Here is a 14,772-nt window from a genome sequence, read left to right as displayed (position 1 = left end):
ACCAGCATGAACACCCAGACCCGCGAGACCACCTCGATGAAGGATGCCCAGAGCAAAGCCGAAACGCTGATCGAGGCCCTGCCCTGGATCCAGCGCTTCGCCGGCACCACCATGGTGATCAAGTACGGCGGCAACGCCATGGTCAACGACGAGCTCCGCCGGGCCTTCGCCGAGGACGTCGTCTTCCTGCACCACGTCGGGATCCATCCCGTGGTCGTGCACGGCGGCGGCCCGCAGATCAACGCCATGCTCAGCCGGCTCGGCATCGAATCGGAGTTCAAGGGCGGCCTGCGGGTCACCACGCCCGAGGCCATGGACGTGGTCCGCATGGTCCTCACCGGCCAGGTCGGCCGCGAACTCGTGGGCCTGATCAACTCGCACGGCCCGTACGCCGTCGGGATGTCCGGGGAGGACGGCGGACTGCTCCGCGCGGTCCGCACCGGCACCGTTGTGGACGGCGAAGAGGTGGACCTGGGCCTGGTCGGTGAAGTGATCGGCGTGAACCCCGAGGGGATCCTGGACATCGTCGCGGCCGGCCGGATCCCGGTGATCTCCACGGTGGCGCCGGAGATCTTCGACGACGGAAGCCTTGACGCAGCAACCAAACAGGCGCAGACGACCGGCCAGGTGCTCAACGTCAACGCCGACACCGCCGCCGCGGCCCTGGCCGAAGCGCTCGGCGCCTCCAAGCTGGTGATCCTCACCGACGTCGAGGGGCTCTTCGCCAACTGGCCGGACCGTTCCTCGCTGATTTCCTCACTCACCGCGTCGGAACTGCGCGAGCTGCTGCCGCGGCTGGAGTCAGGCATGATCCCGAAGATGGAAGCCTGCCTCAAAGCCGTCGAAGGCGGCGTCGAACGAGCACACATCGTGGACGGCAGGCTGCCGCACTCGATGCTGCTGGAAACCTTCACGACGGCGGGCATCGGCACGCAGGTCGTCCCGGACGAGGAAAGCAAATGAACCAGACCGAAGCAGCATCTTCCACGGATCTCGAGCACTCCCCGGTGGGGGAGCTCGTCCATTCCCACGCCACCGGCGCTCAGTGGCTGGCCCGCTACTCCTCCTCGCTGCTGGGCGTCTTCGGCACCCCGCAGCGGGTCCTGGTCCGCGGCTCCGGCTGCCTGGTCTGGGACGCCGACGGCAAGGAATACCTGGACCTGCTCGGCGGGATCGCGGTCAACGCCCTCGGCCACGCGCACCCCTTCGTCACCTCGGTGATCTCCAGCCAGCTCGCCACCCTGGGGCACGTCTCCAACTTCTTCACCAGCCCCACCCAGATCGCGCTGGCCGAGAAACTGCTGGACATCACCAGGGCCCCGGCAGGTTCCAAGGTGTTCTTCGCCAACTCCGGCACCGAAGCCGTGGAGGCCGCCTTCAAGCTGGCCCGCCGGAACACGGGCGCCAGCCCGGACAGCACAGACAAGCCGCGGACCCGGATCATCGCGCTTGAAGGCGCCTTCCACGGCCGCACCATGGGCGCCCTGGCGCTCACCGCGAAGGAAGCCTACCGGGCGCCGTTCGCGCCGCTGCCCGGCGGCGTCGAACACATCCCCTTCGGCGACATTGACGCGCTCCGCGCCGCAGTGGACGAGACGGTCGCCGCGGTGTTCCTGGAACCGATCCAGGGCGAGGCCGGCGTCCGGCCGCTGCCCGCCGGCTACCTGAAAGCCGCCCGGGAGGCCACCAGCGCCGCCGGGGCCCTGCTGATCCTCGACGAGGTCCAGACCGGGATCGGCCGTACCGGCAAGTGGCTGGCGAGCGGGGACGCCGGGATCGTGCCCGACGCCGTCACCCTCGCCAAAGGCCTCGGCGGCGGCTTCCCGATCGGCGCCCTCGTCACCTTTGGCCCGGAGACGTCATCGCTGCTCACCGCCGGACAGCACGGCACGACGTTCGGCGGCAACCCGGTCGCCACCGCCGCGGCCCTGGCCACCCTGCACGTCCTCGAAAACCAGCAGATCCTGGACCACGCCCGGACGGTGGGGGAGCACCTGCGGGTGGGCCTGGCGGCCGTCGACGGCGTCACCGGGGTCCGCGGCGAAGGGCTGCTGATTGGCTTCGACCTCAACGCCGACGTCGCCCCGGCCGTTGTGACCGCCGGCCTCGAGGCGGGCTTCATCGTCAACAGCCCCGGCCCGCACACGATCCGCCTCGCGCCGCCGCTGATCCTCACCACCGAACAGGCCGACCGCTTCCTCGCGGCACTGCCCGCCCTCCTCCAGACCGCAAAGGACGCCCAGTGACAGCGACTGAAACTTCGACCGTGACTTCCAACAGCCGGGTCCGCCACTTCCTCAAGGACACCGACCTCACCCCAGCCGAGCAGGCCGAGGTCCTGGACCTCGCCCTCCGGATGAAGGCTGCCCCCTACAGCGTGCAGCCCTTCGCCGCGGAAGGCAGCGGCCGCAAGACCGTCGCCGTGATCTTCGACAAGACCTCCACCCGGACCAGGGTCTCCTTCGCCACCGGCGTGGCCGACATGGGCGGCAACGCGCTCATCATCAACCCCGGCGAGGCGCAGATCGGCCACAAGGAATCCGTCGAGGACACCGCCAAGGTCCTGGAGCGCATGGTATCCACCATCGTCTGGCGCACCGGGGCCCACTCCGGGCTCGTCGCCATGGCCGCAAACTCCCGCGTGCCGGTCATCAACGCCCTGTGCGATGACTACCACCCCTGCCAGCTCCTCGCCGACCTGCTCACCATCAAGGAACACAAGGGCGACCTCAAGGGCCTCACGATGAGCTACCTTGGCGACTCCGCCAACAACATGGCCAACTCCTACCTGCTCGCCGGCGTCACCGCGGGCATGCATGTCCGCGTCGCCGGCCCCGACGGCTACCTGCCCTCCCCGGAGATCATCGCAGCGGCCGAGGACCGTGCGGCGGAGACCGGCGGCTCGGTACTCGTCACAGTGGACGCTGCCGAGGCGCTGCTCGGCGCCGACGTCGTCGCCACCGACACCTGGGTGTCCATGGGCCAGGAAGACGAAAAGGAAGCCCGGCTGCAGCTCTTCCGCGGCTACGCCGTGGACGAAGCCGCAATGAAGCTCGCGGCGCCGGACGCGGTCGTGCTGCACTGCCTGCCCGCCTACCGCGGCTACGAGATCGCCGGCGCAGTGATCGACGGCCCGCAGTCCGTCGTCTGGGACGAGGCCGAAAACCGGCTGCACGCCCAGAAGGCCCTGATGGCCTGGCTGATGCACCGCTCCGGACTGGCTATTGTCGAGGGGCTGGCGCCGGTTGAGGGGCTGGCGCCGTTAGAGGGACTCGGATAATGTCCGTGCAGCCGGCCTCCCCGGGGGCCAGCCCAGCCACCAAAACGGCCCGGCAGGCGCGGATCACCGCGATCCTGACCGGTGAATCGGTCCGCTCGCAGGCCGAACTCGCCGCGCTGCTCGCGGACGACGGCGTCCAGGTGACCCAGGCCACGCTGTCCCGGGACCTCGTCGAGCTCGGCGCCGTCCGGGTCCGCGGCAAGGAAGGCGTGCTCGTGTACGCGGTGCCGGGCGAGGGCGGGGAGCGGGCGGCCAAGAGCGGCGTCACCCAGGAGATCCTCGACGCGCGGCTGGCCCGGCTCTGCGGGGAACTGCTGGTCACCGCCGAAGCGTCGGCGAACATTGTGGTGCTGCGGACGCCTCCCGGCGCGGCCAACTTCCTGGCCCTGGCCATCGACCACTCGGTCATGCCGTCGATCCTGGGCACCATCGCCGGGGACGACACCGTGCTGCTGGTCACCCGCGATCCGCTCGGCGGGGCGGAGATGGCCGCCCGGTTCCTGCAGCTGGCCGAGGAAGCCGGCACCGGCTGAGCGCCCGCAGGACCATATTGAAGATTGGGCCCGCCACCGGGATGTGACAGGCTTTCAGTGGACAAGCTTGACCCGAATTTTTCCTGACAACTTTCCCAAACAGCCTTTTTCCCAAACAACTAAGGAGCATTTGAAGTGACTGAGCGTATTGTGCTGGCCTACTCCGGTGGCCTGGATACTTCCGTAGCCATCGGCTGGATCGGTGAAGCGACCGGCGCCGAGGTCATCGCTGTGGCGGTTGACGTCGGACAGGGCGGCGAGTCGCTGGAGACGATCCGCCAGCGCGCCCTCGGCTGCGGCGCCGTCGAGGCCTATGTGGCCGACGCGAGCGACGAATTCGCCAACGAGTACTGCATGCCCACGCTGAAGGCCAACGCCCTCTACCAGGGCCACTACCCGCTGGTCTCCGCGATTTCGCGCCCGGTGATCGTCAAGCACCTGGTCAAGGCGGCCCGTGAATTCGGCGCCACCACCGTGGCCCACGGCTGCACGGGCAAGGGCAACGACCAGGTCCGCTTCGAAGTCGGCATCCAGACCCTCGGCCCGGACCTGAAGTGCATCGCACCGGTCCGCGACCTCGCCCTGACCCGCGACAAGGCCATCGCCTTCGCCGAGGAAAAGGGGCTGCCGATCGAGACCACCAAAAAGAACCCGTACTCCATCGACCAGAACGTCTGGGGCCGCGCCGTCGAAACCGGCTACCTCGAGGACATCTGGAACGCCCCCACCAAGGACATCTACGACTACACGGCCACCCCGGAATTCCCGCCGGCGCCGGACGAGGTCACCATCTCCTTCGAGGCCGGCGTCCCGGTAGCGATCGACGGCGTCAAGGTCACCCCGCTGCAGGCCATCAAGGAACTCAACCGCCGCGCCGGCGCCCAGGGCGTCGGCCGGATCGACGTCGTCGAGGACCGCCTCGTCGGCATCAAGTCCCGCGAAATCTACGAGGCACCGGGTGCGATGGCCCTCATCACCGCGCACAAGCACCTCGAGGACATCACGATCGAGCGCGAGCAGGCCCGTTTCAAAGCCACGGTCGGCCAGCGCTGGTCCGAGCTGGTCTACGACGGCCAGTGGTTCTCGCCGCTCAAGCGCTCCCTCGACGCTTTCATCGAGGACACCCAGCGCTACGTCACCGGCGACATCCGCATGGTGCTGCACGGCGGCCAGGCGATCGTCAACGGACGCCGCTCGGACACCTCGCTCTACGACTTCGACCTTGCCACCTACGACACAGGTGACACCTTCGACCAGTCGATGGCGCGCGGCTTCATCGAACTGTGGGGCATGTCCGCCAAGGTCGCCTCCGGCCGCGACATCCGCGTCAACGGAAAGTAGCCCCGGTGGCTGAGTCCGAAACCACCGAGTCGGGGGCGCGCTCGGGGACCAACACGGGCGCCCTCTGGGGCGGCCGCTTTGCCGGCGGCCCCGCAGACGCCCTCGCTGCCCTGAGCAAGTCCACGCATTTTGACTGGCGGCTCGCCCGTTACGACATCGCCGGATCCAAGGCGCACGCCCGCGTGCTGCACAAGGCCGGCCTGCTCGACGACGCCGAACTGGCGGGCATGCTCGACGCCCTGGACCGGCTGGATGCGGACGTCGCCTCCGGGGCCTACCTGCCCGCAGAGTCCGACGAGGACGTGCACGGTTCACTGGAACGCGGACTCATCGAGCGCGCCGGCACCCAGCTCGGCGGCAAGCTCCGGGCCGGCCGGTCCCGCAACGACCAGGTGGCCACGCTGGGGCGGATGTTCCTGCGCGACCACGCCAGGATCATCGCCCGCGGCGTGCTTGCCACGATCGATGCCCTCGTGGAGCAGGCCAAAGCGCACCAGGGCGTGGCCATGCCGGGCCGCACGCACCTCCAGCACGCCCAGCCGGTGCTGCTCAGCCACCACCTGCTGGCCCACGCCTGGGCGCTGCTGCGCGATGTGCAGCGCTTCCAGGACTGGGACAAGCGCGCCGGCGTCTCGCCCTACGGCTCCGGCGCCCTCGCCGGCTCCTCGCTGGGCCTGGACCCGGAAGCCGTGGCCGCGGAACTCGGATTCTTCTCGGCCACGCACAACTCGATCGACGGCACCGCCTCCCGCGACGTCTTCGCCGAGTTCGCGTGGATCACGGCCATGATCGGCGTGGACCTTTCCCGCGTGTCGGAGGAAGTCATCCTCTGGGCCACCAAGGAGTTCTCCTTCGTGACCCTGCACGATTCCTACTCCACCGGATCCTCGATCATGCCGCAGAAGAAGAACCCGGACGTCGCGGAACTCGCACGCGGAAAGGCCGGCCGGCTGATCGGCAACCTGACCGGGCTGCTGGCCACGCTGAAGGGCCTGCCGCTCGCGTACAACCGCGACCTGCAGGAGGACAAGGAACCGGTCTTCGACGCCGCCGACACGCTCGAGGTCCTGCTCCCGGCCGTTTCCGGCATGATCGCGACATTGACGTTCAACACCGAACGGATGGAATCGCTGGCGCCGCAGGGCTTCGCGCTTGCCACGGACATCGCCGAATGGCTGGTCCGCCAGGGGGTTCCGTTCCGTGAGGCGCATGAGCTCTCCGGTTCCGCTGTCAAACAGGCCGAAAGCCGCGGTGTCGAACTCTGGGACCTCACCGACCAGGAATACGCCGCGATCTCGGAGCACCTGACGCCGGAGGTCCGCACGGTCCTCAGCACCCAGGGCTCGCTCAACAGCCGGAACTCCCAGGGCGGCACCGCACCGGCCGCCGTCGAGCGCCAGTTGCTGGCCCTCGAAGCCGAGCTTGCCGGCGTCCGCGGGTACGCGGGATAACAGGGGCGGGCGGCGAAAGTCCCGGCAGGCACGGCCACGGTGGCCGTGCCTGCAGGGACTTTCTTCGTTAAGGTAGGCGGATGAGCGAATCCCTCCGCGAGTACCTCCGCGCCCTGCCGGACTTTCCCGAACTGCTTCCGGACTTCGACCCGGCCGGTGCGCCCGCTGACCCGGCGGAACTGTTCCGGCAGTGGCTCGACGCGGCGCTGGCTGCCGGTGTCCCGGCGCCCAACGCCTGCAGCCTGGCCACGGCCGACGAGCTCGGGCGGCCCTCGTCCCGGATGCTGATCCTGAAGGACATCGACGAGGACGGCTGGCACTTCGCGACGTCCCGCGCCTCACGGAAGGGCCGGGAACTCTCGGCGAACCCGCAGGCCGCACTGAACTTCTACTGGCAGCAGCAGGGCCGGCAGGTCCGCGTCGCCGGCGGTGTCGTTGAGCTGTCCGCGGCGGCGTCCGCGTCCGACTGGCACGCCCGCCCCGGTGCGGACGGCAGCGACAACCCGGACTGGCAGCTGTATGCCCTGCGGCCGCGCGAGATCGAGTTCTGGCAGGCCCGGCACGACCGGCGGCACATCCGCCACCGCTACGGCCAGGCGTCCTTGAACTGATCCGGAATATTCAGGCTGCCCGGTTAGGATGATCGCCATGACCACCATCACCCCGGAACAACTCCTGGCAGAACTCCGCAAGGCCGCCAACGCCGTGGCCGGAATCACCGCCACCTTCTCCGACGCGGACATCAAGGCGCCCTCGGACCTGCCGGGCTGGACCCGCGGCCACGTCCTGGCCCACATCAGCGGCATCGCCAACGCGATGGCCCGCCAGCTCGAATTCGCCGCCCGCGGGGAAAGCATCGAGCTCTACGACGGCGGCTACGAAGGCCGGACCCGCGCCATCGAGATGGCCGCCGGGCACACCCCGGCGGAACACCGGGCCGACGTCGATGCCGCCCTGGACCGGGCCCTGCGCGCGTTCGAAGCGCTGGACGATGCCGGCTGGCAGGCGCCCATCAGCTACCGCGGGGGAGTCGTCGTCGACGGCGGCCTGGCCCTGTGGCGCGAGCTCGTCATCCACGCCACCGACCTCGGGACCGGCCGCGGCCCGGAAACCTGGAGCCGGCCGTTCTGCGAGCACCTCTTCGACTTCCTGACCGCGCGGGTACCGGAGGGCCAGCGGTTTGTCCTCCAGCCGCTCGGCCTGCCGCCCGTGGCCATCGGTACCCCCGGCGGCCGGTCGACAGCCATCAACGGGATGCTGACCGACATCGCGGCCTGGCTGGCGGGACGCACGCCCACGCTCGGCAGCCTCCGCGCCACCGCGGCGGCCGACGGCGTCGACCTCCCCGCGCTGCTGCCGTGGCCGGCCGGGGTGCCGGCGACCCGCTGACAGCCCCGCGAGGTGCGACTTCGCGCCCACGATCTGCCGCAACATGGGCGCGGAATGTCACCTCGGCGCGGATTGTTGGAGCGCCTGCGCGTTTTCCCGGTCCAGCAGGCTTTCCTTGATGGCCAGGCCCCAGCGGAAGCCGCCCAGGCTGCCGTCGGTGCGGATCACCCGGTGGCAGGGCACGAACAGCGCGGCCGCGTTGAAGGCACAGGCGCTGGCCGCGGCGCGCACGGCCTTCACATTCCCGGCGAGCTCCGCGTACTCGGTGTAGGTCACGGGGTGTCCCGGCGGGACTGTCCGGAGCATCTCCCAGGCATGGCCCCGGAACGGCCCGGATTTCTGCAGCACCGGCACCGCCATGGCCGGTCCCGGATTTCCGGAGTAGAACTCCTCCACGGCGTCGGAGATCGCACCCAGCCCCGTGACGGTCTCCAGTGCGCCCGGCAGCAGGTCCGCGTGGATCTGACCGGTCAGCTCGCCGGGATCGGCGGTCCAGCCGGATGACAGCACGGCGCCGTCACGGGCAATGATGGTGAAAGGACCGTCCGGGGTGGACAGGGTCAGCAACTGGGCGTTCATTGTTTCGCTTTCTTCGGAGTCTGCGCTGGTGCCTGTGTCGGGGTCTGCAGCGGTGTCTGCGGCGCACGGGATGCGGACCGCCCCGCGGGCCGGGCGGACGCTGCCGCGCGCCAAAGGTGCATCGTGGCGTAGGAGCGCCAGGGGCTGAGTTCACGGAAGTCAGGGCTCAGGCTCGATTCGGGGGTCACCGCGGTGCCGCCGGATGCCGGCGCGAGGGCGCGGATCCCGTTCCGCACGGCCGCGTCGTTGGCCAGAAAGATATCGGGGGCGCCGATGACGCGCATCGCGACGTATCCGACTGTCCACGGGCCGACCCCTGCGAGGGGAAGCAGTTTGGCCTCCAGCCCGGGCAGGTCATCGCCGTAGCCTAAATCGAGGTCTCCGGAGGCCATCGCGGCGGCGGCACCACGGACGGAGTCGATGCGCCGCTGCGGGCCGCGGAGCAGCGTGAAGCCGGTCTCCGCGATCTGCGCCGCGGTGGGGAACAGCCGGTCCAGCCCGTCCCCCGGAACCTGGCTTCCGCTCCCGGCCGCGGACAGTGCGGTCAGGGCCGTCCGGGCCGCGGCGACGGTGATCTGCTGGCCGATCATCGCCCGGATCAGCAGCTCCTGCGGGTCCACCGCCCCTGGCATCCTGATGCCGGCAGCGGCCGAGACGCTGGCGGCCAGCCGCGGATCGGACCCCAGCGCGCCGTCGATGGCGACCGGGTCGGCGTCGAGGTCCAGCAGCCGGCGGACCCGGCTCAGCAGGGAGGGCAGATCCCGCAGGTCGACGGCGCCGATCGTCAGCACCAGGGGACGGCCGGGGGCGCCGGTGTCGTAGTTCACCCGGAAACGGGCATCCCCGTGGGCGAGCCGCAGCGTCCGGGCATAGGAACTGGCGGTTCCCTCCTCGATGCCAGGGACGGCACGGACAGCGAGGAAAGCAAAGACGCCCGGATCGAACGGCTCCCGGTACGGAAGGTTGAGGGTCAGCGCCGTTGACGACACCGCGGCCGCAGCCGGCGACCGCGGGTGCCGGGCGGTGGCCCGCAGCGCCGACGGGGTCATGGCGAAGACCTCGCCGATCGTCTCGTTGAACTGGCGCACGCTGCTGAAGCCGGCGGCGAAGGCAATGTCGGCCAGCTTCATCGTGGTGGAGACGAGCAGAGTGCGGGCGGTCTGGGCCCGGGTGGCCCTGGCCAGGGACAGCGGCCCCGCACCGAGCTCGTGGCTCAGGATCCGGTTGAGCTGGCGCGAGGAGTAGCCCAGCCGGGCCGCGAGCCCCTCCACACCGTCACGGTTGATCACACCGTCGTTGATCAGCCGCATGGCCCGTCCCGCGACGTCGGAGCGCAGGTTCCAGGCCGGCGTGCCCGGGACGGCCTCCGGCAGGCAGCGTTTGCAGGCCCGGTAGCCCGCCTCGTGCGCGGCGGCGGACGTCTCATAGAAAGTCACATTCCCCGCTTTGGGGGTCCGGGCCGGGCAGGAGGGCCGGCAATAAATGCCCGTGGTTCGGACAGCGGTGTAGAACTGCCCGTCGAACCGGGTGTCCCGGGCATCGATTGCCCGGTAGCGCTGCCAGAAGTCCATGAGTTCATCCTGCCAGCTTCGCGGGACCGCTGCTAGCGGAAATCGGACACGGCCGTGGAGGGGACGGCGGTGCGTTTGTTAAAGTCGGAGCATGGGTTTGATGCCTCCTGCCACGGTGCCCGGCCGCGGACTATCTGCCGACGGGCTGCGGGAGCTGCTGTCCGCCGACGCCCGGCAGGTGGCGCCGCTGCTGCTCGGGGCGGTGCTGACGCATGAGGGGCGCGACGGGACCGTGTCCGTGCGGATCACCGAGGTGGAAGCCTACCTGGGCCCGCACGACTCGCTGCACCCGGACCCCGGCTCGCACACCTTCCGCGGCGCCACCGCGCGCAACGCCCCGATGTTCGGCCCGGCCGGCCATCTGTACGTCTATTTCACCTACGGCCTGCACCACTGCGCCAACCTCGTATGCGGCCCCGAAGGCACCGCCTCGGCGGTGCTGCTGCGGGCCGGTGAGATCGTGGCCGGGGAGGAGGTGGCTCTCCGCCGCCGGCCGACGTCGAAATCCCCGAAAGACCTGGCGAGCGGCCCGGCCCGGCTCGCCACAGCACTCGGCATCACGACGGCGGACAGCGGCCGGGACGCCCTCGCGGCCCCGTTCCGGCTGGAACTTCCGGCCGGACCGGCCGGGGACATCGGCTCGGGCCCCCGCGTAGGGGTCTCCGGCGCCGGGGGCACCCATGACTACCCCTGGCGGTTTTGGCTGCGCGGGGACCCGACCGTCTCCCGTTACAAGGCGGCGAAGGCGCGCCCGGCCTAGCGGGGCGCCGACGGGTGCTGGCGGATCCCCAGGGGCCGGCAACGGCGAGGCGGAAGTACGGGGGAGGGTGAACACTGATGGGTGAGGGCAATGGGTGAGGGCAAACGCGGGAAACCAAGCAGCGAGCTCGAACGGCTCGAGATCTTTGAGAAGCTCGCCGCCGACTACTTCCGGATGGTCGAGCTGTTCACCGCCGATGACGGGCCGCCGGACTCCGTCGAGCCGGACTCCGTCGAGGGGGAGCGCCGGCGGTGGGTGGAGCTCTTCCGTGCGGCCCTGCTGCGCAAGTTCATCGTCCGGGATGAACACGTATCCCTCAAGCTCGTGGTGCGGGCCCTGCGCCTCTGCAACCACGCAGCCGACCGCCGGCTCGCCGAGGGAGCCGAACAGATTGTTGGCCTGTTTACCGCCGAGATGGTCCAGGGCCGGCAGCACGGGATGCCGCCACCAACCCCGGAGGACGGGCGAGACATTTTCGAGGACGTTCTCTACGGGCGGCTCCTGCACGGCGACGCCGACCGGTTCCACCGTTCGGAATGGGCCAGGGACTACGGCCGCATGAGTGCAGCGGCGGCCCAAAGGTTCGACGCGGAGCATGCCCTCGGCAAGGCGCTCGAAGTCGTCAGATACGGATTCGCGCACGGCCTCCTGCGGACCCCGGCTGTGCCGGACACCGACGCGGGTCCAGCCAGTAAGGTTGACGGGTGAATCAACGAGAGCCCCACCAGAGAACCACGACCGGGAATGACACCACCGCGCCGGTGGACGGGCTGATCAGCAGCCTGTGCGCCACCATCCCCGATTACCCCAAACCAGGCATCGTCTTCAAGGACCTGACCCCGGTCTTCGCCGACGGCACGGCACTGAAGGCCGTCGTGAACGCCCTGGTCGAGCCGTTCAGGGGCCAGTTCGACGCCGTCGCCGGGGTCGAGGCCCGGGGCTTCCTGCTGGCGGCCGCCGCGGCGTACGCCACCGACACCGGCGTCATCACCGTGCGCAAGGCCGGGAAATTGCCGCGTGAAGTGGTCTCCGAGGACTACGCCCTCGAATACGGCAACGCCACCTTGGAACTGCACACCACGGACCTCGCGCCGGGCAGCCGGGTCCTGATCCTCGACGACGTCCTCGCCACCGGTGGCACGCTCGGCGCCGCCGTGCGCCTGTTCCAACGCTGCGGCGTCGAGGTGGCCGGTGTCGGCGTGGTCCTGGAACTCGGCGAACTCGGTGGCCGCTCGGCCCTGGCCGGCCACCGGGTCAGTTCCCTGCTGCGCCTGTAGCCCCTCCGCACTGCGGCCGCCGGGCGACTGGCGTGCGGCCGCCCGGCGACTGGGGTGCGGCCGCCCGGCGACTGGCCGCAGGTAAGGCTGGACGGCTCCGCGCGCCTCGGTAGAATGCCTGCAAAAACTGACAGTGCCGATGGGGAGACCGAAATGGTTGTAGAATGGTTGGTCTGTCTTTTTCGATAGGGGAACGTTCGATGCACGACGCTGATTTGGCCCATGAACGCGACTATGTGGCCGGACTTTACGCCCGGCTGGATGAGCTGCGGGCGGAAAAGCGCGCCCAGCTGGCGCAGGTACGGCGCGCCGGTGCGGTGGGCACCATGCAGAACGTCTCGGAGCGGGACGCCTTCGCCGCGCTCTACGAGGACCGCCTGGCGCAGCTCGACGCCGTCGACGACCGGCTCGTGTTCGGCCGCCTCGACCTCGACTCGGGGGAGGCGCAATACATCGGCCGCATCGGCCTGACCACTGAGGACCTGCAGCGCCTCATGCTGGACTGGCGCGCCCCCGAAGCCGGCCACTTCTACCAGGCCACCGCATTCGACCGGCAGGGTGTGCGCCGCCGCCGGCACCTGATCCTGCAGGGCCGCGAGGTCAAGGCGATCGAGGATGACGTCCTCGACGCCGACCTGCTCGCCGACAGCGAGTCCCTCCAGGGCGAGGGCGCCCTGCTGGCGGCCTTGAACTCCAAGCGGACCGGCCGGATGTCCGACATCGTCGGGACCATCCAGTCCGAACAGGACCGGATCATCCGCTCCTCAATCTCCGGTGCCCTCGTAGTCCAGGGCGGACCCGGTACCGGCAAGACCGCCGTCGCGCTGCACCGCGCCGCCTACCTGCTCTACACCCACCGTGACCGGCTGAAAACGGCCGGCGTCCTGCTGGTGGGGCCGTCGTCGTCGTTCATGAAGTACATCGAGCGCGTGCTGCCATCGCTGGGCGAAACCGGCGTCGTGATGGCCAGCGTCGGCCGCCTGATGCCCGGCATCCACGCTGTCGCCGAGCCCGAATCCGAGGTCGCTGCCATCAAGGGCCGGCTCGAGATGGCCGAGGTCGTGGCGAACGCCGTGTCCAACCGGCAGCGCATCCCTGCGGAAAACCGCATCCTCGAGGTCGACGGCCGCAAGCTTCTCCTGACTCCCCGGCAGGTCCGCCGCGCCCGGGACCGGGCCCGTTCCACCGGCAAGCCGCACAATGAGGCCCGCGTTTCGTTCGTGAAGATCCTGCTGCGCGAACTGACCGAGCAGATGACGGAACTTGTCGAGGCCGGCAGCATCGGTAACAACGCCGACCGCTCCTACCTGGCCGAGGACGTCCGCTCCGCCCGCGACGTCCGCATCGCCCTGAACCTGTGCTGGATGCCGATGACACCGGAGAAGCTCATCGGTGAACTCTTCAGCAGGCCGGCGATCCTGGAGGCCTGCACCCCGAAGCTCACCCCGGCCGAGCGCAAACTGCTGCTCCGGCCCGCGGACGCCCCGTGGACCGAGGCGGATGTGCCGCTGCTGGACGAGGCCGCCGAACTCCTCGGCGAACTCGACGCAGCCGCAGGCAGGGGACTGGCCCAGCAGGAGCATGACCGCGCCCGCGACCTGGCCAATGCCAAGCAGACGCTGGTCAACATGGAAACCGCCGGCGTCGACGTCCTGATCTCCGCCGAAGAACTCGTGGACCAGAACCAGGAACGCGAGGCCCGGCTCACAGCCGCCGAGCGCGCCACGACGGACCGGAGCTGGGCGTTCGGGCACATTGTGGTGGACGAGGCCCAGGAGCTGTCGCCGATGCAGTGGCGCCTGCTGGTCCGCCGCTGCCCGCTGAAGTCCTTCACCATCGTGGGCGACATTGCCCAGACCAGCTCCGTGGCCGGCGCCAATTCCTGGCAGGGCGCCCTGGCACCGATGTTCGGCGACCGCTGGCAGCTTGAAGAGCTCACCGTCAACTACCGCACGCCCTCGCAGATCGCGGAAGCCGCCGCCCGGATGGCCAACGCGGCCGGACTGGTGGTCTCCGCCCCGAAGGCTGTCCGGGAAGGCCGCTGGGCGCCCGTGATCGACCGGGTCGAGCCGGGCCAGATCATCAACAAGCTCGTGGAGGTCCTGCCCGAGGAGCTCGCTGCGCTGGAGGGCGGCCTGCTGGCCGTCATCGCCGACGGCGGACTCCTCCCGGAGGCGACCGCCGCCCTGCGTGCCGTCTACGGCCGCCGCGTCGGCACGGACGCCGGCAGCTACGTACAGGACATCGTGGTGATCAGCCCCCGCGAGGCCAAGGGCCTGGAGTTCGACGGCGTCGTGGTGCTGGAGCCGTCCGCGATGCTCAACCATGAGCACGGCCGCGTCGGGGACCTGTATGTGGCCATGACCCGTCCCACCCAGCGGCTGCGCCTCATCGCGGCCGCCGGAGTACCGGCCGGCATCGAGGACTGAGTCCGGCTGTCAGGCGCCGGTTCGCCTGACGGCGGGCCGGACGGCCCTGATCCCTTGGCCTGACGGCCGGACGTCACTGACCCACTTGGCCTGACGGCCGGACGGTCCTGACCCGCCGACGGCCGGCCCGCCGGACGGTCACACGAGCTGGGTGTGCGCTGA

Annotated in this window: 14 protein-coding genes; 12 read left to right on the top strand and 2 right to left on the bottom strand. The window is 70.0% G+C overall.

What is annotated here, in order from left to right:
• The first annotated feature begins 6 nt into the window (after positions 1-6).
• The 8 genes from argB (at position 7) to AC1MFL_RS02475 (ending at position 7,994) form a co-directional block, all read left to right on the top strand.
• Entirely contained in the window at positions 7-963 is a 957-nt protein-coding gene (gene argB / locus AC1MFL_RS02510) for an acetylglutamate kinase (protein WP_226762151.1), read from the top strand.
• A complete protein-coding gene (locus tag AC1MFL_RS02505) occupies positions 960-2,246 on the top strand; it encodes an acetylornithine transaminase (RefSeq protein WP_479813212.1) in 1,287 nt (428 codons plus the stop codon). Before argB ends, AC1MFL_RS02505 begins: the two co-directional genes overlap by 4 nt.
• Positions 2,247-2,266: 20 nt before the next feature.
• Positions 2,267-3,280: an ornithine carbamoyltransferase gene (gene argF / locus AC1MFL_RS02500; RefSeq protein ID WP_479813210.1), complete on the top strand. Its 1,014-nt coding sequence runs from the start codon at positions 2,267-2,269 to the stop codon at positions 3,278-3,280.
• Complete coding sequence (locus AC1MFL_RS02495; RefSeq protein ID WP_226762153.1) at positions 3,280-3,813, top strand: arginine repressor; 534 nt, start codon at positions 3,280-3,282, stop codon at positions 3,811-3,813. The genes argF and AC1MFL_RS02495 overlap by 1 nt, the downstream gene beginning before the upstream one ends.
• Positions 3,814-3,948: 135 nt before the next feature.
• Positions 3,949-5,154 (top strand): argininosuccinate synthase, encoded by a 1,206-nt coding sequence (locus tag AC1MFL_RS02490; RefSeq protein WP_479813209.1) that lies wholly within the window; start codon positions 3,949-3,951, stop codon positions 5,152-5,154.
• 5 nt (positions 5,155-5,159) lie between these two features.
• The gene (gene argH, locus AC1MFL_RS02485; protein ID WP_479813207.1) at positions 5,160-6,605 is read left to right on the top strand and encodes an argininosuccinate lyase; all 1,446 of its coding nucleotides are present in this window, start codon (positions 5,160-5,162) and stop codon (positions 6,603-6,605) included.
• Between the two features lie 80 nt (positions 6,606-6,685).
• Positions 6,686-7,216, top strand: coding sequence for a pyridoxine/pyridoxamine 5'-phosphate oxidase (locus AC1MFL_RS02480; protein WP_479813205.1), 531 nt, complete (start codon positions 6,686-6,688; stop codon positions 7,214-7,216).
• 37 nt (positions 7,217-7,253) lie between these two features.
• A complete protein-coding gene (locus AC1MFL_RS02475; protein WP_479813203.1) occupies positions 7,254-7,994 on the top strand; it encodes a maleylpyruvate isomerase family mycothiol-dependent enzyme in 741 nt (246 codons plus the stop codon).
• Between the two features lie 57 nt (positions 7,995-8,051).
• Here AC1MFL_RS02475 and AC1MFL_RS02470 read toward each other — a convergent pair whose 3' ends face one another.
• Both AC1MFL_RS02470 and AC1MFL_RS02465 read right to left on the bottom strand, forming a co-directional pair.
• Positions 8,052-8,573: a methylated-DNA--[protein]-cysteine S-methyltransferase gene (locus tag AC1MFL_RS02470; RefSeq protein WP_479813201.1), complete on the bottom strand. Its 522-nt coding sequence runs from the start codon at positions 8,571-8,573 to the stop codon at positions 8,052-8,054.
• Positions 8,570-10,144, bottom strand: a complete 1,575-nt coding sequence (locus AC1MFL_RS02465) for an AlkA N-terminal domain-containing protein (RefSeq protein ID WP_479813199.1) — start codon at positions 10,142-10,144, stop codon at positions 8,570-8,572. The genes AC1MFL_RS02470 and AC1MFL_RS02465 overlap by 4 nt, the downstream gene beginning before the upstream one ends.
• 91 nt (positions 10,145-10,235) lie before the next feature.
• Between AC1MFL_RS02465 and AC1MFL_RS02460 the strand changes: the two genes are divergently transcribed.
• The 4 genes from AC1MFL_RS02460 to AC1MFL_RS02445 all read left to right on the top strand — a co-directional run bounded on the left by AC1MFL_RS02460 (position 10,236) and on the right by AC1MFL_RS02445 (position 14,610).
• Positions 10,236-10,904 carry a DNA-3-methyladenine glycosylase gene (locus tag AC1MFL_RS02460; RefSeq protein ID WP_479813197.1) on the top strand — a complete coding sequence of 223 codons (669 nt, stop codon included), beginning with the start codon at positions 10,236-10,238 and terminating at the stop codon, positions 10,902-10,904.
• Positions 10,905-10,994: 90 nt separating this feature from the next.
• Entirely contained in the window at positions 10,995-11,612 is a 618-nt protein-coding gene (locus AC1MFL_RS02455; RefSeq protein ID WP_479813195.1) for a hypothetical protein, read from the top strand.
• Positions 11,609-12,181, top strand: coding sequence for an adenine phosphoribosyltransferase (locus AC1MFL_RS02450; RefSeq protein WP_479813193.1), 573 nt, complete (start codon positions 11,609-11,611; stop codon positions 12,179-12,181). Before AC1MFL_RS02455 ends, AC1MFL_RS02450 begins: the two co-directional genes overlap by 4 nt.
• 200 nt (positions 12,182-12,381) lie before the next feature.
• Positions 12,382-14,610 carry a HelD family protein gene (locus tag AC1MFL_RS02445; protein ID WP_479813192.1) on the top strand — a complete coding sequence of 743 codons (2,229 nt, stop codon included), beginning with the start codon at positions 12,382-12,384 and terminating at the stop codon, positions 14,608-14,610.
• Positions 14,611-14,772 lie beyond the last annotated feature (162 nt).

Source organism: Arthrobacter sp. BG3, assembly GCF_056680185.1.
Note: the sequence above shows the minus strand (reverse complement) of the source record. Positions and strands in the feature narration are given on the sequence as shown.